Annotated in this window: 15 protein-coding genes and 1 pseudogene; 8 read left to right on the forward strand and 8 right to left on the reverse strand. The window is 71.0% G+C overall.

The features are described 5' to 3' along the window. Both NBZ83_RS19215 and NBZ83_RS19220 read right to left on the reverse strand, forming a co-directional pair. Positions 1 to 570, reverse strand: a pseudogene (locus NBZ83_RS19215) (lysine--tRNA ligase); the annotation flags it as partial. Between the two features lie 64 nt (positions 571 to 634). Then, positions 635 to 1,363 (reverse strand): helix-turn-helix transcriptional regulator, encoded by a 729-nt coding sequence (locus NBZ83_RS19220; protein WP_261575535.1) that lies wholly within the window; start codon positions 1,361 to 1,363, stop codon positions 635 to 637. Positions 1,364 to 1,507: 144 nt separating this feature from the next. On the opposite strand from NBZ83_RS19220, the gene NBZ83_RS19225 reads away from it, so the two are divergent. Continuing rightward, on the forward strand, positions 1,508 to 2,026 hold the full coding sequence (locus tag NBZ83_RS19225) for an anthrone oxygenase family protein (RefSeq protein WP_261570043.1): 519 nt from the start codon (positions 1,508 to 1,510) through the stop codon (positions 2,024 to 2,026). Positions 2,027 to 2,080: 54 nt separating this feature from the next. Here the strand turns inward: NBZ83_RS19225 and NBZ83_RS19230 are convergent, their stop codons facing one another. Together NBZ83_RS19230 and NBZ83_RS19235 are read right to left on the reverse strand one after the other, a co-directional pair. Next, on the reverse strand, positions 2,081 to 2,866 hold the full coding sequence (locus NBZ83_RS19230; RefSeq protein WP_261575536.1) for a class I SAM-dependent methyltransferase: 786 nt from the start codon (positions 2,864 to 2,866) through the stop codon (positions 2,081 to 2,083). A gap of 38 nt (positions 2,867 to 2,904) precedes the next feature. Beyond that, positions 2,905 to 4,044, reverse strand: a complete 1,140-nt coding sequence (locus NBZ83_RS19235) for a GlxA family transcriptional regulator (RefSeq protein WP_261575537.1) — start codon at positions 4,042 to 4,044, stop codon at positions 2,905 to 2,907. 164 nt (positions 4,045 to 4,208) lie between these two features. Here NBZ83_RS19235 and NBZ83_RS19240 point away from each other — a divergent pair, with 164 nt between their 5' ends. The 4 genes from NBZ83_RS19240 (at position 4,209) to NBZ83_RS19255 (ending at position 7,078) form a co-directional block, all read left to right on the forward strand. After that, positions 4,209 to 5,129 (forward strand): NAD-dependent epimerase/dehydratase family protein, encoded by a 921-nt coding sequence (locus tag NBZ83_RS19240; protein WP_261575543.1) that lies wholly within the window; start codon positions 4,209 to 4,211, stop codon positions 5,127 to 5,129. Positions 5,130 to 5,268: 139 nt separating this feature from the next. Beyond that, entirely contained in the window at positions 5,269 to 5,877 is a 609-nt protein-coding gene (locus tag NBZ83_RS19245; protein WP_261570046.1) for a DUF5994 family protein, read from the forward strand. Positions 5,878 to 5,885: 8 nt separating this feature from the next. Next, positions 5,886 to 6,785 carry a transglutaminase-like domain-containing protein gene (locus tag NBZ83_RS19250; protein ID WP_438803321.1) on the forward strand — a complete coding sequence of 300 codons (900 nt, stop codon included), beginning with the start codon at positions 5,886 to 5,888 and terminating at the stop codon, positions 6,783 to 6,785. 47 nt (positions 6,786 to 6,832) lie between these two features. Further along, a complete protein-coding gene (locus NBZ83_RS19255; RefSeq protein WP_261570054.1) occupies positions 6,833 to 7,078 on the forward strand; it encodes a hypothetical protein in 246 nt (81 codons plus the stop codon). A 77-nt stretch (positions 7,079 to 7,155) separates the two neighbouring features. On the opposite strand, the gene NBZ83_RS19260 is transcribed toward NBZ83_RS19255, so the two are convergent. Continuing rightward, positions 7,156 to 7,692 (reverse strand): glutathione peroxidase, encoded by a 537-nt coding sequence (locus NBZ83_RS19260; protein WP_261575539.1) that lies wholly within the window; start codon positions 7,690 to 7,692, stop codon positions 7,156 to 7,158. Positions 7,693 to 7,901: 209 nt separating this feature from the next. Between NBZ83_RS19260 and NBZ83_RS19265 the strand changes: the two genes are divergently transcribed. Further along, positions 7,902 to 8,084: a Trm112 family protein gene (locus NBZ83_RS19265; RefSeq protein WP_261558107.1), complete on the forward strand. Its 183-nt coding sequence runs from the start codon at positions 7,902 to 7,904 to the stop codon at positions 8,082 to 8,084. 87 nt (positions 8,085 to 8,171) lie between these two features. Here NBZ83_RS19265 and rpsA read toward each other — a convergent pair whose 3' ends face one another. From rpsA to NBZ83_RS19280, 3 genes are all read right to left on the reverse strand, one after another. Then, on the reverse strand, positions 8,172 to 9,656 hold the full coding sequence (rpsA, locus tag NBZ83_RS19270; RefSeq protein ID WP_163553481.1) for a 30S ribosomal protein S1: 1,485 nt from the start codon (positions 9,654 to 9,656) through the stop codon (positions 8,172 to 8,174). Between the two features lie 676 nt (positions 9,657 to 10,332). Next, the gene (locus NBZ83_RS19275) at positions 10,333 to 12,090 is read right to left on the reverse strand and encodes an acyltransferase family protein (protein WP_261575540.1); all 1,758 of its coding nucleotides are present in this window, start codon (positions 12,088 to 12,090) and stop codon (positions 10,333 to 10,335) included. Between the two features lie 114 nt (positions 12,091 to 12,204). After that, positions 12,205 to 13,563 carry a glycosyltransferase family 39 protein gene (locus tag NBZ83_RS19280; protein WP_261570061.1) on the reverse strand — a complete coding sequence of 453 codons (1,359 nt, stop codon included), beginning with the start codon at positions 13,561 to 13,563 and terminating at the stop codon, positions 12,205 to 12,207. 304 nt (positions 13,564 to 13,867) lie between these two features. Between NBZ83_RS19280 and NBZ83_RS19285 the strand changes: the two genes are divergently transcribed. Next, entirely contained in the window at positions 13,868 to 16,324 is a 2,457-nt protein-coding gene (locus tag NBZ83_RS19285; RefSeq protein WP_261575541.1) for a DUF459 domain-containing protein, read from the forward strand. Positions 16,325 to 16,387: 63 nt separating this feature from the next. Next, on the forward strand, positions 16,388 to 17,158 hold a 771-nt coding region (locus tag NBZ83_RS19290), incomplete at its 3' end, for a GDP-mannose 4,6-dehydratase (RefSeq protein ID WP_261575542.1).

A 17,158-nucleotide genomic window follows, 5' to 3' on the forward strand; every position in this document is an offset into this window, starting at 1 on the left:
GCCCGCCCCGGAGCCAGCCGCCCCGGAGCCGGCGGGATCCGAGCCGGCGGGTGCTGCCGCCGGCGACGGTTGCAGCGTGCGGTAGCGGCCTAGGATGCCGTCGATGGCGGGGGCGGCGGCGATCGCCCGGGCGATGCTGTCGGCGTAGGCGCCCGAGCGGTACATCTCGGTCTGGCTGATCTCGCGGACTTCGATGCCGAGGCGACGCAGTGCGTCGCGAAACGGTGCCTTGAACCGCTCCGCCCAGCTCGGGAACTCGCCCCACGGGTCGGGAACGGCCGTCAGCGGCCGGCCGATGTGCTCGGCGAAGTCGGCGGGCACCCCGGCAGGCACCTTGCGCAGCCGGTCGTAGTCATCCCAGGACAGGATGTGTTCGCAGGGCACCCCGCGAGACCGGATCTCCTCGGCGACGAGGTGCGGGACGAGGATCTCCCGCAGGTTGCCGAGGTGAATGGGCCCCGACGGGCTGATTCCCGACGCGCAGACGACCTTCTCGCCGCCCGGGCGCCGCTGCGCCCGCTCGATCGCTTCGTCCGCGGCCTTGGCCATCCAGTCCCGGCGATCAACCACAGTCCCACCACATCTCGACGTCGAACCCTTGACAACAACCCTAACGGTCCCGTGTCGAAGCCCGTCACCGCGCGCGGTGGTCGCGGGGGCTGACGCCGTACCGGCGGCGGAAGGCGGTGCTCAGCGCGAACGGGCTGCCATAACCGACGCGGCGGGCGACCGATCCGACGGAGGCGTCCGGTTCGCGCAGCAGGTCGGCGGCCAGTGCCAGCCGCCAGCCGGTGAGGTAGGCGATCGGAGGCTCGCCGACAAGATCGGTGAACCGGCGAACGAAGGCGGCCCGGGAGGCCCCGCAGGCGGCGGCGAGCTCCGCGACCGTCCACGGATGTTGGGGCGTGTGGTGCAACAGCCGCAGCGCCCGGCCCACGACCGGGTCGCCGCTCGCCCGCCACCACGCGGGGGCGTCCGCCTCGACCCGGGCGAACCAGGTGCGCACGACGGCGACGACGAGCAGGTCGAGGAGCCGGTCCAGGACGAGCTCCTGGCCGGGATCGTCCCGACCGATCTCGCGGGCGAGCAGGTCGACGAGCGGCGAGTCCCAGTCGCCGGCCCGGACCACGGCGAGCACCGGCAGCGCGGTGAGCAGCCGGCGGATGACGATGACGTCCCCGGCGGTCAGGCGCACCCCGGGCTGGTCGGCGGGGAGCACCCAGGCATGGCCGCGCACGACCGCGACGATCGCCAGCGGGGCCTCGTCCTGGATGCGCACCGACCAGGGCGGATTCATGGTCATGCGCAGCAGGAACGCACCCCGCGCCCGGGGGCCGTCCAACAGCCCGGCGAGCGCGTCCACACGGGAGATCGTAACGGCGGCCCGGCGCTCACCGGGCGGGATGGCTGGACGCTCGCGTATGCGGACGAGCATCGAAGCCATGGCCCGGGCCGAGCGGGCGCACTTCACTGGATCACGACAGCTTCCCGGTGAACAGGACGGCCCATGATCTCCAGATTCCTCCCCGCCCTCACCCTGATCACCGCAGTCGGGGCGGCCGTCGTGGGCGGAGTGTTCTTCGCCTTCTCCGCCTTCGTGATGACCGCGCTGCGCCGGCTGCCGCCGGACCAGGGACTCGCCGCGATGCAGAGCGTCAACCGGCAGGCCCCGACGGCCGCCCTGATGCTCGTCATGTTCGGCACGGCCGCCGCGTGCGCCGTGCTCGGCGTCGCGTCGGTGCGTGACGCGCACGCACCGGGGGCCTGGTACCGCCTGGCCGGAACCGCGCTCTACCTGCTCGGGGTGCTGCTGACGATCGCGTACCACGTCCCGCACAACGACGCCCTCGCCCGGGTGGACCCGACCGCCGCCGACGCGGCGGGGTCCTGGCTGGAGTACGCCGGCGCCTGGACGGCCTGGAACCACGTCCGAGCGCTGCTCTCGGTCGCCGGTGCGATCGTCCTCGTCATCGCGATGCGAGTGGGGGATCGTGCGGCGGCGGTACTCCCCACCCCGGCCGGGTGAGATATACCGAGTATGCCTGGTACCACCTGGTATGACAGGCGAACCGGCCGGCGATCAGGTGCCGAGCGAGGCGAATATGGCCACGAGTTGGACGGGTTCGATGAACGTGCCATCCGAGGAACAGGCGCGCAGCGCTTCGGTGATCTCCTCCTCGAAGGCGGTTCGCCGGGCGCCCAGCAGCCCCCGAACCTGGAACGAGGTCGAATACAGATAGCCGATGACCTGTTCGATCGTCCACCGTCGTTCGAATTCGTAGAGGATCCGTTCGACCCGCCGAAACGGAGATCTTTTCACGACGATCTCATGGGATTCCATGGTCGGCACGACGACGCCGCTGCCGGCGCGGCGCACGGTTCCCAGGAACTTCGCCTGTGTTTGTTCGATCGCTCGCTGCCAGTCGGTGGCGGGCCGGTCGAGGCGGTAATCGCTGACGATCACGAGTCCGCCGGTCGGCGTGACCATGCCGGCGACCGTCGCCAGCACCTGGTCCCGGTCCATCCAGTGGAACGAACGGCCCATGGTCACCAGTTGAAACCGACCGAGGTCCGACGGAAGGTTCTCCGCGGCCGCCGCCACCCAGCGGACATTACGGATACCGGCGCGATCCGCCTGCTGTGCCGCCTCCGCGAGCATCTCCGGTTCCGGATCGACCCCGATGACTTCCCGCATCCGGGCGGCCAGGGCAAGCGTGAGAGTTCCGGGCCCGCACCCGAGGTCGAGAAGCCGACCCGTCCCGGGGAGAGAGAATCGCCGAGCGACGTCGTCGAGGAATTCCGGCGGGTAGCCAGGTCGATAGCGGGCGTAATACCCGGCGGTTCCGGAGAAAAGGTCGCCAGCCATCCCGGCAGCCTATCGGGCCGGCCGTGTGGGCACGTTTGTCAGGCCGGGATGGTCGACGATGGCGCCGCGGCGAAGGGCTGCGCCGATGCCTCCCGTCGAGGGTGGCGGGCGAAGGCGGTTCGGTAGGCGGTCGGCGTCAGGCCGGTGCGGCGCAGCAGGTGCTGGCGCAGCGAGTCGGCCGAGCCCAGACCGCTTCGCCGGGCCACGTGATCCATCGGCAGGTCGGTGGTCTCCAGCAGCTCGCGGGCCCGCTCGACGCGCTGGTGAAGCAGCCACTGCAGCGGGCTGAGACCCGTCTGCGCCCGGAAGCGCCGCCCGAGCGTCCGCTCACTGACGTGCGCGTGCGCGGCCAGGTCGGCGAGGGTGAGCGGCTCGTCGAGGTGCGCCAGCGCCCAGTCCCGGGCGCGGGCCAGACCGGTCCCGTCCGGGCCGGGCACCGGAACCGGGATGAGCTGGTTGTGATCGCCCGCGCGCGCCGGGGCCGCCACCGCGAGGCGGGCCGTCGCGTTCGCGACCGCGCTGCCGTAGTCGCAGCGCACCAGATGCAGGCACAGGTCGATGCCCGCGGCGAGCCCCGCCGAGGTCACGAACTGGCCATCCTCGACGAACAGCACGTCCGCGCGGACGTCGATGGCCGGAAAGCGGCTGCTCAGCGCCCCGGTCTGTACCCAGTACGTGGTCGCCTGCCGACCGTCGAGCAGGCCGGCCTGGGCCAGGACGAACGCGCCCGTGCAGATCGACGCGATCCGACGCCCAGCGCCCGCCGCTGCCCGCAGCGCTGCCAGCACCCGCGGATCGGCGTCGACCCGGGCACCAGTGCCGGTGACGATGACGGTGTCCGCGCAGGCGACGGCGTCGAGTCCCCGGCCGACGGTGAGACCCAACCCGCCTCCGCCGCCCTCAACGGCGATCACCCCGGGGTCGGCCGCGCAGACGACCACCTCGTAGCCGGGCCGGTCGGCGACGTACGTGGCGCCCAGGACCATCTGGGGGATGGACAGGTCGAACATCGTCACCGGCGGCACGGCGATCACCGCGACCCGATGCGGCCCGCCGGACGGCACGAGGGCGCCGGTCCGGGCTGGATCGCCGGGCCGGGCAGGATCGGCTAGCAGGACAGGATCGGCTGGCAGGACAGGGACGGTGGGCCGGGCAGGGATGGTGACGGCCGCTGGCATGGTCCCATCATGGCCGCGGCGCCACGACCCAACCCGATCATGGCGGGAACCTCCGGACATCTGGCGTCCGTGGGCCTGGCCGCGGGCGGGCGCGTCCGGCGAGGGTGATCCGGACGCGCCCGGACCACCCCTGGACGCCCACCCACGAGGAGCCGACCTTGACCGTGCACGTGATCGTCGGGGCCGGCGCGACCGGCGTCGCCACCGCCCATCTGCTCGCCGACGCCGGCGAGCAAGTCCGGCTGGTGACCCGCGGCGGCCGCGGCCCGCACCGGGCTGGCATCGAGCTGGTGGCGGCCGACGCCACCGACGCCGACCGCCTGACCGAGCTGACCACCGGCGCGCGGACCCTGTTCGGCTGCGCCGCGCCCGCCTACGACCGATGGGCGGCCCTCTTCCCGCCGCTGGCTGCGGCGCTGCTGGCGGCGGCGGAGCGCACCGGCGCCGACTACGTGATGCTCGGCAACATCTACGGTTATGGCCCGGTCGACGGCCCGATCACCGAGGACCTGCCGGCGGCACCGATTACGGTCAAGGGCCGGGTGCGGGCCGCGATGTGGCACGACGCCCTGGCCGCCCACCAGGCCGGCCGGGTCCGGGTGACGGAGGTGCGCGCGGCGGACTTCCTCGGCGCCGACGCCTACTCGCTCTACAACCTGCTCGTCGCCCCCAAGGTCCTCGCCGGTGAGCCCGCCGCCTTCCCCGGTGACCTCGACGCCGCGCACAGCTGGACCTACGTCGGCGACGTCGCCCGCGCTCTGGTCGCGATCAGCCGGGACGAGCGCGCCTGGGGCCGGGTCTGGCACGCGCCGAGCGTGCCGCTGTCGGTGCGCGAGCTGTCCCGGCAGCTCGCCGCCGCGGCCGGGACTGACGACGATCGGGAGCCGGAGCTGGCCCGGCTGAGCGCGGCGGAGCTCGCGGCGGCCGGCGCCGCGGACCCCGTCACCGCCGAGGTGGTGGAGATGCTCTACCTGTACGAGCGGCCCTGCGTGCTCGACTCGACCGCCACCGAACGAACATATGCGCTGGCCCCGGGCCGCATCGACGTAGCGCTGGCTGAGATGGCCGCTACCGTGCTCCGGTAACAGATCTCCTCGGGGTGCTGTGGCCACCGGGCGTATCGTGAGCGGAGGCCGGGTGTATCGCGAGTGTCGACCAGCAGGTCGACCCAGCTGCCGGTCGCAGCCATCCGATGGTCATCGTCATCGGAGTAAGGCGGCCGTCATGACGACGAGCCAGCATGTACTTCCCGCCGATCCCTCTGAAATCGCCCGGTTCGACGACGACGGTGGCGTTCCGGCACAGTACCCCGCAGCGGCTGCGGCGGCCCTCAGGCCGGACTCTGCAGACGCCCCGCCCCGCCTGTCGTTGTCCCCGGTCCGCGGCCAGGACTCGTTCGACGGCGCCTGGTGGCCGCGGACGATGCGGCTGGCCGACGAGCTGCCCGGCCTGCTCACCGTGCTGGCGCAAGCCGATGGGAACATCCGCCGGGTCTCGGTGAACGGCGACGCCTGGGCGGCGATCCCCGACCTGGCCGGCGGGTCCGGGTTGCCCCGGGCGCGAGTGGACTGGTTCCGGACCCTCGACCCGCGCGTGATCACTGCGGGCGGCGGCAGCAACCTGGGCCGGCCCCGGCTCCGACTGCTGGTGATCCCACCCGAGGCCGCGCCCGGCCCGGCCGAGACGGTGCTCCGGGCGGCCACGGCCGGCGGGTTGACCGGCTCGGCCGGTGAGATCCTGCGGCAGGCCGGCGCCGAGACCCCGGCGGGCGACGGCGGACCGACCGGCGCCACGGCGCCGGAGTCGTCCACGGCGCCCGCGGCTTCGCCCTGACCACGACCATGGCGGACGACACCAGCGCGCCGGCCGGCCGGGATATGCCCCGGCCGGCCGGCGGCGACGATCCGGGCCGCGTGGTCACCTGTGACCTGGCCTTCGACATCCAGGAGCCCGCCGACATCGCGTTGCAGGTCGTCGCCGCCGAACGCGGCGGCCGCACTCTCGAGGAACGCCTCAACCTGGCGACCGGGGGCACCCCCCTCCCCCCGCCGGTCGAGCTGGCCGCACCACACGGCGGGCGCATCCACCTCCTGCGGGTGCCCCGCGGCCTGTTCACGGTGTCCTACCGGGCGCACCTCGAACGCCCCCACCCCCGCCCCGCGTCGCGACCGGACGGGACCGCGGGCGCCGAACCACTCGATCTGCAGCGGCTGACCTACCTGCGTCCGAGCCGCTACTGCCCCTCCGACCATGTCGTGGGAATCGCCGTGGCCGAGTTCGGCGCTCTGCCGCAGGGCCGGCCCCGGGTGGACGCCATCACGGACTGGATCCACCACCGGATCGGCTACGTCGCCGGCGCCAGCACGGTCCACGACACCGCCGAGGACACCCTGCTGACCGGGCAGGGGGTCTGCCGCGACTTCGCCCACCTGGGCGTCACTCTGTGTCGGGCACTGGGGATACCGGCGAGGTTCACCGCGGTCTACGCACCCGGGCTGACCCCGATGGACTTCCACGCCGTCTTCGAGGCCTGGACCGGCGGCGCGTGGCACCTCCACGACCCGACCCGACGGGTTCCCCGGGACAGCCTGATCCGGATCGCGACCGGCCGGGACGCCGCCGACACCGCGCTCGCCACCGTCCTGGCCGGCATCGCCACCCTGCGGTCGATCGAGGTGACCGCCACGGTGACAGGACTCCTCCCGGCCGACGACCACCGGGCCGAGGCCGTACTCGCCTGATCCCGAGGCCCCGCCCCGTAAGGGACCCGAAGGAATGGAAGGCCGCCATGAGTGACACCGACCCCGCCCGCCTCGACGAGATCGCGTTTCACCTACTCACCGCCCAGCGGGCCAGCCGTGGCATCCGCCGTCTCGCCAATGCCGCCGTCGAGATCGGCGAACCGGTGGACGCCGCGGGCGTCAGTGCGGTTCTCGCCGAGTTCCGGGCGGCCTACCGCGAGGTACACGAGGTCCTCGCCAGCGGCATCAGTGAGGACATCGTGTACCTCGCCGCCCAGCTCGACCGGACCTGATCGGACCCACCCCCCATGCCGGCCGCTCATCGGCCGAACGACCGGCACCGGGCGCGAGCCGCCGACGCGACGGCTGGCTAGGCGAGGGTGGCGTCGAGGTCCTTGCGGATCTCCTCGGGGGTCACCGTCGGCTCGTAACGGCGCACGACATTACCGTCGGTGTCGATGAGGAACTTGGTGAAGTTCCACTTGACCTCGTCGGTGCCGATCGCCTCGGGCCGGGTCTTCTGGACGTGCTCGTAGAGGAAACCGGACTCGGGCCCGAAGTCCCCGGGCGCCTCGGCACGCAGGTACTTGAACAGCGGCGCGGCGTCGTCGCCGTTCACCTCGACCTTGCTCAGCACCGGGAAGGTGACGTTGTAGTTGGCCGAGCAGAAGCTCTGGATCTCCTCCTCGGTGCCCGGCTCCTGGTTGCCGAACTGGTTGCACGGGAAGCCGAGGATTTCCAGGCCGCGGCCGTGCAGCTCCTGGTAGAGCGACTCCAGCCCCTCGTACTGCGGCGTCAGGCCGCACTTGCTGGCAACATTGACGATCAGAAGCGTCTGGCCGGCGTAGTCACCCAGCGAGCGGCTGTCGCCGCCGGGGGCGTCTACGGTGAAATCGTAAACAGTCATGATTAACCTGGCTCTCGTGACGGGTCATCCGCGAACTTCGCGGCCGATGGTTCGACCGCTGCACGATCCTGACGCTACTCCGCCCCATAGCTTTATGTCACCATGTTAGGTGCATAATTGTGCGCCGGTTCGACGCGGGCGGCCGTCTGGGATGCTCGTGGGGTCCGACGGCAGCGGCCGATGGCGACGAACGAACAGGAACGCCCGACATGAGCATCGAACCCGACCTGTTGAAGATCCTGGCCTGCCCGGTCGACAAGGGGCCGCTGGAGCTGGTGGACGGCTGGCTGGTCAACCCGCGGCTCGGCCACCGCTATGAGATTCGCGAGGACGTCCCGATCCTGCTGCGGCCGGATCACGTCGACGCCGCGGTGGCACGCGTTCAGCCCTGACCGGCAGATCTCCCGCACGCCAGCACACGACAGCGGGGCCCGAGAAGAATTCCTCGGGCCCCGCTGTCACGCACACGGCAGGATTGCCTACTCCCGACCGAACTGCTCCCGCAGGCGACGCAGTGCTTCCTCGTCGATCGCGGACGCAGGCTGGTCGGACTGGGAGGAGGCGGTGTAGGAGGAGGGAGCGGCCGCTGCGGCGTCCGCCTCCTGCGCGGCCCGGATCTGGACCTGGTGCGCCTCGAAGCGGGTCTGGGCCTCGGCGTACTGCCGCTCCCATTCCGCCTGCTGCTCCTCGTAGCCTTCCAGCCACTCCCCGGTCTCCGGGTCGAAGCCCTCGGGGTAGACGTAATTGCCCTGCTCGTCGTACTTGGCTTCCATGCCGTACTGGCTCGGGTCGAACGCCTCGCCGTCGACGGCCAGCCCCGACGCCTCGTTCGCCTGCTTGAGCGACAGGCTGATCCGACGCCGGTCGAGGTCGATGTCGATCACCTTGACCAGGATCTCGTCACCGACGTTGACGACCTGCTCCGGAATCTCCACGTGCCGCTCGGCGAGCTCGGAGATGTGGACCAGACCCTCGATGCCCTCGTCCACCCGGACGAACGCGCCGAACGGCACCAGCTTCGTGACCCGGCCGGGAACGACCTGGCCGATCGCGTGGGTGCGGGCGAACTGACGCCACGGGTCCTCCTGCGTCGCCTTCAGCGACAGGGAGACCCGCTCGCGGTCCAGGTCGACGTCGAGAACCTCGACGGTGACCTCCTGGCCGACCTCGACCACCTCGGACGGGTGATCGATGTGCTTCCAGGACAGCTCCGAGACGTGCACCAGCCCGTCGACGCCACCGAGGTCCACGAAGGCACCGAAGTTGACGATCGAGCTGACGACGCCCTTACGGATCTGACCCTTGGCCAGCTGGGCGAGGAACTCGGAGCGGACCTCACTCTGGGTCTGCTCCAGCCATGCCCGCCGCGAGAGCACAACGTTGTTGCGGTTCTTGTCGAGCTCGATGATCTTGGCTTCGAGCTCACGCCCCACGTAGGGCTGCAGGTCGCGGACTCGGCGCATCTCCACGAGGGAAGCCGGCAGGAAGCCACGGAGGCCGATGTCGAGGATGAGACCACCCTTGACAACCTCGATGACGGTGCCGGTGACGACGCCGTCCTCGTCCTTGAGCTTCTCGATCGTGCCCCAGGCGCGCTCGTACTGGGCGCGCTTCTTGGACAGGATCAGACGGCCTTCTTTGTCCTCCTTCTGGAGGACAAGGGCCTCGACGTGGTCGCCGACACTCACAACCTCGTGCGGGTCGACATCGTGCTTGATCGACAGCTCTCGGGACGGGATCACGCCCTCGGTCTTGTACCCGATGTCGAGCAGAACCTCGTCGCGATCAACCTTGACGATGATGCCGTCAACGATGTCCCCATCGTTGAAGAACTTGATCGTCTTGTCGACTGCCGCGAGGAAGTCTTCGGCCGAGCCGATGTCGTTGACCGCTACCTGTGGTGTGGTCGGGCTCTGCGCGGTGGTCACGGTCTCCACGGGTCGTACGTCGGTGGTGCTCGTCAAGGGGTCGGCTCCGACTAGGGGTGGTCGTCCGCGCGAGGGCCGGATCGAACCGCCGGGACCGAGGGACAGAGACAACGCAGAAAACGAAGAAACTGTCAGAACCGATAACGACGCTCGAGTGGATCCGCTCGGTCTGAGACCCACGGACCCTCGTGCACAGACCCAAGTCTAGGGATGGGTGTCCGGAGTGGTCAACGGGAGTCGGTGCCCAGACACTCGCGACCCGCGACTGCGGTCACGCTACGCAGACACAAGACGGCAATATGTAGCTATGTGCTGTCGCCCCACTACGCTCGCGCAACACCGACGGCGGCCAGCGGCGTCCCCCGAGCCGATCTCCGCGCACCCGTTCCCCCGGACGGCCGGACACAGCACGGCGGGCTCAAAGATGACAAATGCTGCAAAGTTAAGACATATAGGACCGAGGGGCGACGGGGTGACAGGAAGGCGGAAAAGGCGCGGGTGTCATCCTCGCGCGGGGGACGCCGTCGAGCAGGCTCATGGTCACGAAGGACCGGTGGACCACGAAGGGCTGTGGACCACGAAGGGCCGGTGGACTCGAAGGGCTGGTGGACAGGGTGGCCACGAGGAGCCGGTGGGCGGGGTGGACGCGACGGCGGACGCAGTGGCCGCGGCGGGCGGGACGTCAGGACAGCGGCCCGGGTCCAGCCGCTGGTCAGGGCCGCCCGGCTGGGCCGCGCTCGTCGCTGCCCGGCTCGGGCCGCCCGCCCGGGCCGATCCACTCGCGCCCGTCGGAGCTAGTCCGGGCCGACCGATCGGGGGCCGGCCGATCGGGGAGCGGCCAATCGGGGGGTTGCCGATCGAGGGTGGATCGCGCCGGCCGATCAGGACTCGGCCGTGACGGCAGATCGGCGCCGGGCCGGGCCGGGCGCTCGGCACCGGACGCCATCCCGGGCTGCCCACGCCAGGCCCGCGGCACCCAGTCGTCCGCGGCCTGACGCGCGTCGGCCTCCGCCGGCCGCTGCCGCCCGCCCGGCGGCCCGCCCGGTCGGGCGGCTGACCCCGTCAGCAGTGGCACTGTCGGGCTATCCCCCGGCACGCCGACTACCGCGACCGCCGGCCCGGGCCCCGGGAACGGGACGGTCGGGCCGTGCGGGCGCGGAACCCCGCCAGCGGACGCGGTTCCCGCGCTCGCCGCCGCTCGCCCGCGGCGACGCACCGCCCAGGCGTCCACCCGCCGGGCCCAGCCGTGCGACAGCCGGATGCAGGGCCGTTCGATGAGGTGGTTCGTCGCGGTGGCGACGGCCACCGTCAGCACGACGACGACCAACAGGAACGGCAGATAGGGGATCTTCCACAGCTGCCAGCCGCTGTGCTCCATCACGAGCTCGATGACGGTCGAGTGCCACAGGTAGATGCCGTACGAGATCGAGCCGAGGAAGGCCAGCGGCCGGCTGGCCAGCAGCGGCCGCACCACGCCGCGGTCCTGGCGACCGAAGACGGCAGGCAGCAGCAGGAAGAACCCGATCAGCCCGTACAGCAGGTGCCGGTTCATGTCCTGCACCCGATCCGGATCGAAGATCGGCACCAGCGGCAGATCGGCGTGCCTGCTCGCCACCCAGTAGAACAGCGCCGCCACGGCCCAGCAGGCCGTTCCCGAGCCGGGTAGCCCCGCCCAGCGGGGCTGGCGGCCAAGCTGGGCATAGCGGGCGGAGACCACGGCGAGTGCCATCCCCATGGCGAACAGGTCCCACCAGACGGGCAGCCAGACGTTCCAGCCGGACATCCAGCTCTGCTTGCTCGGGATGACCAGGAAGTGGACGACCTTCGCGGCCAGGAAGGTCACCGCCAGCGCGGCCAGCTCCACCCGGACCTGGGCCTGGGCCCCGCGGCGACGGCGACCGAGCAGCCAGGCGTAGCAGGGAACGGCGAGGTAGAACGCGACCTCGATATCGAGCGTCCACGCCTGGGTAAGACCCTGGATGGCCCAGTGATCCTGGTACCCCTGTAGGAAGAACGCAGTCTGGACTACCCCGGCGAGCCCGTGCACGCCAACCCGGTCGTCGCTGACCACGTTGAGGGTGACGGCGAGCGCCACCCAGTAGAGGGGGACGATCCGCATGAACCGCCGCACCAGATAACCCGGCGTGGCGGCGGCGGGAACGCCCGCGAGCCGGGCCGCGACGAACGGCCGGTAGAGCAGAAATCCCGAGATCAGAAAGAACACCGCGACGCCGGCCTCGCCGCGCGCGGTGTAGGGACCGAGCCTGCTGCTGGTGGTGAACCCCGCCGGGAACGAGGTGTGGACCACGACGACCAGGAGCGCAGCGATCGCACGCAGGCCGTCGAACCCCGGGAAGACCATCTTGGGAGGCCGGGTGGCGGGGGGACGACGCGGATCGGGGATTGGCGCGGCATCGGCCGGCGCATCCGGGACGGCGGCGGCCGAACGGGGGTAGACGGGGCCGGTCACCGCGAGTTTCCCTCAGGATACACAATGTCCGGCACGCTCGAAACGTACCAGCACGGTGGATTAAGGAGCTAGCACACCCCGAACATAGCGGTCTTTTTCTACCAGTCGGCGTAGTCAGGTCGGGTAACCCGGGTCGGTATCCGATCGCACCCGTTGCCCGTTCGTGATCCACCTGGCCCGAGAACGGAGCGGGCCGGCCAGCCGACCGGCAGCCGCCGTGATCGCGACGGCGGCGAGCAGCACCACCGCCGGCTCGGCGGCGGCCCGAAACCGGGTGGTGCCGTACACGACCACCGTCGCCAGACTCAGCGTGATGGGCACCGCCAGCAGGGGCAGCAACGCGGTCCGGCGACGGCGCAGCACGACCACGCCGCCGACCGCGGCCATCTCCAGTAGCCACAGCGTGACCATCCCGATCCGGCTCAGGCTCAGCGGCCGCAGCTCGATCGTGTCGAGGCGAACCTGCTGCCACGGGTGGTAGACGCCCCAGGTGCGGCCGAGACGGGCGGCGGCCACCGCGGGCAGCCGGTCGGAATGGTCGCGGATGTAGTCGTAGGCCGCACGCCGGTAGAAGACGTCGCGCTCGGAGCGTTCCTGCGGCGGCGATGGCAGCGCCAACACGCAGTCGAACGACCACCAGCCGAGGTCGCGCCCGGAGTACGTCGCCGGGCAGTGGGTGACGGCCAGGGTGGAGCCGAGGCCGGTGGACAGGTACTCCGGCTCGTGGAACCGCGACAGGTTGTAGCCCACCCAGGGAGCCACTGCGACCACGCTCGTCACGGCCGCCACGGCCAGCAGGCCGCCGCGGCGTCGCCAGGGCACGCCACGGGCCATCGTGACGAGCGGCACGATGAGCACGAGGGCCAGCAGCGCCAGTTCGGCTCGGGCGAGCATCACCGCCGCCAGCGCCAGCCCGAGCCAGGCCGCCTCGGCGAATCCCCGACGGTCGGCGAAGCGGTAGGCCGCCAGGATGATCCAGGCGCACGTCAGAATGCCGGTCGTCTCGGACATCACCAGTGGGTCGTTGAGCCACATGCCGGGGTAGACCGCCGCGATCCCGGCGGCCACCAGGCCGGTGGCGGGGCCGGCGATCCGGCGCCCGGCGAGCGCCACTAGCACTATCGAGCCAACCCCCAGCAGACAGGAGAAAACCTGATGGGACAGGAAGCCGGTGAAGCCCAGCAGCGACGGGACGGCCAGCAGGAGGCTGGTCAGCGGCGGGTGCTGGGCGTCGGCGACGTAGTGCCCGGACAGGCGCAGCTCGTACGGGTCGGGCCAGCCCCGGCCGTCAGCGAAGAGGTTCGCCGCCTCGTGGTAATAGAACGGATCGCCCTGCACCGCCGCCAGGTGCAGCCAGTGGAACAGGTAGAACAACCGGATCCCGAGACCCAGCAGGCAGATCGCCACCACCCCGAGGTACCAGCGTCGCGGCCACCCGACCCGCCCGGACGCGGGCTGCGCGGCGGACGGCAGCGCCGCGACGGCATTGGAGGCCGGATCGGGAACCTCCGCCGGCACCGGCGCCGACCCCACCGTCCGTGACTGCCTCGCTGTGGTCTCAGACACGCGCGGAAGGTACCAACGCACTGGTTCCGGGCAGACAACGCGTCCGGCATCAAGGCCGCAAACATACCGCGCGTGCACGGCGTGACGCCGTTGCGATTAGCCTTTCCGCTCGGACGTCCTGATGCGATCGGGGTCGGCGAGCCGCGGAGGCGGAGCCGGTACGGAGCCGGCCGGGTGCGCACGGCAGCCGCCGCACCGGTTCCAGGGCCCGATGGCGCCCCGGCGACGACGAGGAGGGACCAGGCTGACCAGCAACGACGCCGACACCGTCCCGCTGGCGTCCGGGGATCGGCAGCGGCGGTCATCCCCCGCGCGGCAGGCCGACACCACCCCGATCGGCACTCGCACGGGCGGGCCGCGTAGCCCGACCGAAGGACCGCCACCTCGACGTTCGGCAACGGAGCGTGAGGAGCACGTTGGTGACGGCCGGAGCGACACCGGCCGGTCGCGCCGGAATCAGCCAGCGGGGCGACACGAGCGGGCCGCGGCCGAGCGCCAGCCTGAGCCCCCCGCCCAGCGACCCGAGCCCCGCCTGCGCCGCAGCGAGCCGCGCTCCCAGCTGGCGACGCAGCAGCGCCCGGCAGCCGGCCGCGGGCCGACCCGGTCGTCGGAGCGGTCGCCGACCCGGCCCGAGGACGACCTCGACGCCACCGGCCCGGTCCTCGCTCCGCTGGGCCACCTGCCCGCCCTCGACGGGCTGCGCGCGTTCGCCGTCATGGCCGTCATCGCCTACCACGCGGGCATCTCGTGGATGCCCGGCGGCCTGCTCGGCGTCGACACCTTCTTCGTGCTCTCGGGCTTCCTGATCACCGGGCTGCTCATCACCGAGTACCGCAACACCCGGCGCATCGACCTGCGTAGCTTCTGGGTCCGCCGGTCCCGCCGCCTGATGCCGGCCCTGCTGGTCCTGCTGGTCGGGGTGGCGGCATACGCCCGGTGGATCGCCGCCCCGGGCGACGTCGGCACGCTGCGCCTGGACGCCCTGTCCACGCTGCTGTACGTCGCGAACTGGCGTTTCGCCCTGTCCGACCAGAGCTACTTCAACCACTTCTCGGCACCCTCGCCGCTGCTGCACACCTGGTCGCTGTCCGTCGAGGAACAGTTCTACGTCCTGTGGCCGCTGATCGTGTTCCTGCTCATGCGGCACAGTGCACGCACGGTCGATCGCTGGCGCCGCCAGCGCCAGAAGGCCCAGTCGCTGGCGTTGACGGTGGCCGTGCTCGGCGCGGAGGCGTCTGCGCTGACCGGCCTCGCCCTGCTCCTGGTCGGCACCGATCCGTCCCGGATCTACTACGGCACCGACAGCCGTTCCCAGGCGCTGCTGGTCGGAGCCGCGCTGGCGGTATGGCGGGGGCAGCGGACGAAGCCGATGTCGGCGCGGGCCCGGTCGGTCATGTCGGTCGTCGGCTGCCTGGCGGGCGCGGCGATGATCGTCATCTGGACGACGGTGAGCGGGGAGAGCCGCGCGCTCTACGCCGGCGGGTTCCTCGGTGTCGCCATCGTCGTGATGCTGCTCGTCGCCTCGCTCGTCGAGGCACCCAGGGGACCGGTGTCGAAGCTGCTCGCCTGGGCCCCGCTGACCTTCGTCGGTCGGATCTCCTATGGCCTGTACCTGTGGCACTGGCCGGTCTTCCTCACCCTGACGGCCACCCGGACCGGCACCGACGGCGCGGTCCTGCTGCTGCTGCGCCTCGGCGCCACGCTGGCCATCACGCTCGCGTCGTTCCACCTGGTGGAGGACCCGATCCGCCGCCGCCGGATCCGGCTGCCGAAGCCACGGCTGACCGTGCCCGCCGCGTTCGTCGGGGTCCTCGCGGTGATCCTGGCGGCCACGGCGGGCACCTCGTCGTCGGTGCGCACCCCGGCCCAGCTGGCTGCGCTCGCCGAGCGGGCGGCCGCCTCCCCACAGCCCGCCGTCACCGTGCGCACCGGCGGCGGTGCGCCCATCAAGATGCTGCTGGGCGGCGACTCGGTGGCGCTCACGCTGGGCTTCAGCGACTTCTCCTCGATGGCCGCGGACCAGGGCATCGAGATCCACGACTTCTCCAAGCTCGGCTGCGGGGTGGCCCGCGGCATGGAGCGACGCATCCTCGGCGAGGCCGGACCGACGACCGACGGCTGCGACCAGTGGCCGCAGCGCTTCGCCCAACGCGTCAACGAGGTCAACCCGGCGCTCGCGCTGCTGCTCGTCGGCCGCTGGGAGGTCACCGACCAGTTGCGCAACGGCCACTGGACACACATCGGTGACCCGGCGTTCGACGCCTACCTCGGCCGCGAGCTGGATCTTGCGATCACCACACTGGGGGCCAAAGGCGCAAAAGTGGTACTTTCTACTACCCCGATCTTCAAGCCGACCGAGGCGCCCGACGGCAGCATCTACCCGGAGACGAAGGCCAGCCGGGTCGAGCGCTTCAACGTGCTGCTACACGAGGCCGCGGCCCGTCACCCGGGCACGAGCATGATCGACATTGCCTCTATTCTCACTCCGGGCAACAAGTACGTTGACGAGCTGGACGGCGTCCGGCTGCGAGACGACGACGGAGTGCACATCTCGAATGGCGGCGCCCGGCGCATCGGGACCGCGATCATTCCGCAGCTTCTTCGGATCGCCCAGGGGTCGGCGGCCAACGCCACGGCCCCACCGACCACAGGAACGGGACCCGGCTGACCGGCCCGGTTTACCTGACGCTAACCTTCCGCCCAGTACCGGGTGGTCTACAGGAGGATCGACGTGCCGCGTGCGCTGATTACCGGGATTACCGGTCAGGACGGGTTGTATCTGGGTGAGTTGTTGACCGCGAAGGGTTATGAGGTGTTCGGGTTGGTTCGTGGGCAGTCCAACCCGAAGGTGGCGGTGGTGGAGCGGGTGGTGCCGGGGGTGGTGTTGTTGGAGGGTGATCTGACGGATCTTTCGTCGCTGATTGGTGCGGTGGAGATCTCGCAGCCGGACGAGGTGTACAACCTTGGGGCGATCTCGTTCGTCGGACTGTCGTGGAAGCAGGCGGAGTTGACGGGGGAGACGACGGGGATGGGGGTGTTGCGGGTGTTGGAGGCGTTGCGGATCGCGGGTGGTAACGACATGTCGGGTGTGCGGTTCTATCAGGCGTCGTCGTCGGAGATGTTCGGGAAGGTGCGGGAGACGCCGCAGCGGGAGTCGACGCCTTTTCATCCGCGGTCGCCGTATGGGGTGGCGAAGACGTTCGGGCATTATCTGACGGTGAACTATCGGGAGTCGTACGGGGCGTTTGCGTGTTCGGGGTTGCTGTTTAATCACGAGTCGCCGCGGCGGGGGATCGAGTTTGTGACGCGGAAGATTTCGCGGGCGGTGGCGCGGATCTCGTTGGGGTTGCAGGACTCGTTGACGTTGGGGAACCTGGAGTCGCGGCGGGACTGGGGTTTCGCGGGGGATTATGTGGACGCGATGTGGCGGATGTTGCAGCAGGACGCCCCGGATGACTATGTGGTGGCGACGGGGGTGACGCATAGTATTCGGGAGTTGTTG

The organism is Frankia gtarii, assembly GCF_025403375.1.
Classification (GTDB): domain Bacteria; phylum Actinomycetota; class Actinomycetes; order Frankiales; family Frankiaceae; genus Frankia; species Frankia gtarii.

Excerpts from the sequence above, each read along its gene's own strand:
- NBZ83_RS19225 (WP_261570043.1), top strand. The coding sequence starts at position 1,508 with ATGATCTCCAGATTCCTCCCCGCCCTCACCCTGATCACCGCAGTCGGG.
- NBZ83_RS19255 (WP_261570054.1), top strand. The coding sequence starts at position 6,833 with ATGAGTGACACCGACCCCGCCCGCCTCGACGAGATCGCGTTTCACCTA.
- NBZ83_RS19285 (WP_261575541.1), top strand. The coding sequence starts at position 13,868 with ATGGCGCCCCGGCGACGACGAGGAGGGACCAGGCTGACCAGCAACGAC.
- NBZ83_RS19265 (WP_261558107.1), top strand. The coding sequence starts at position 7,902 with ATGAGCATCGAACCCGACCTGTTGAAGATCCTGGCCTGCCCGGTCGAC.
- NBZ83_RS19260 (WP_261575539.1), bottom strand. The coding sequence starts at position 7,692 with ATGACTGTTTACGATTTCACCGTAGACGCCCCCGGCGGCGACAGCCGC.
- NBZ83_RS19250 (WP_438803321.1), top strand. The coding sequence starts at position 5,886 with ATGGCGGACGACACCAGCGCGCCGGCCGGCCGGGATATGCCCCGGCCG.
- NBZ83_RS19230 (WP_261575536.1), bottom strand. The coding sequence starts at position 2,866 with ATGGCTGGCGACCTTTTCTCCGGAACCGCCGGGTATTACGCCCGCTAT.
- NBZ83_RS19245 (WP_261570046.1), top strand. The coding sequence starts at position 5,269 with ATGACGACGAGCCAGCATGTACTTCCCGCCGATCCCTCTGAAATCGCC.
- NBZ83_RS19235 (WP_261575537.1), bottom strand. The coding sequence starts at position 4,044 with ATGCCAGCGGCCGTCACCATCCCTGCCCGGCCCACCGTCCCTGTCCTG.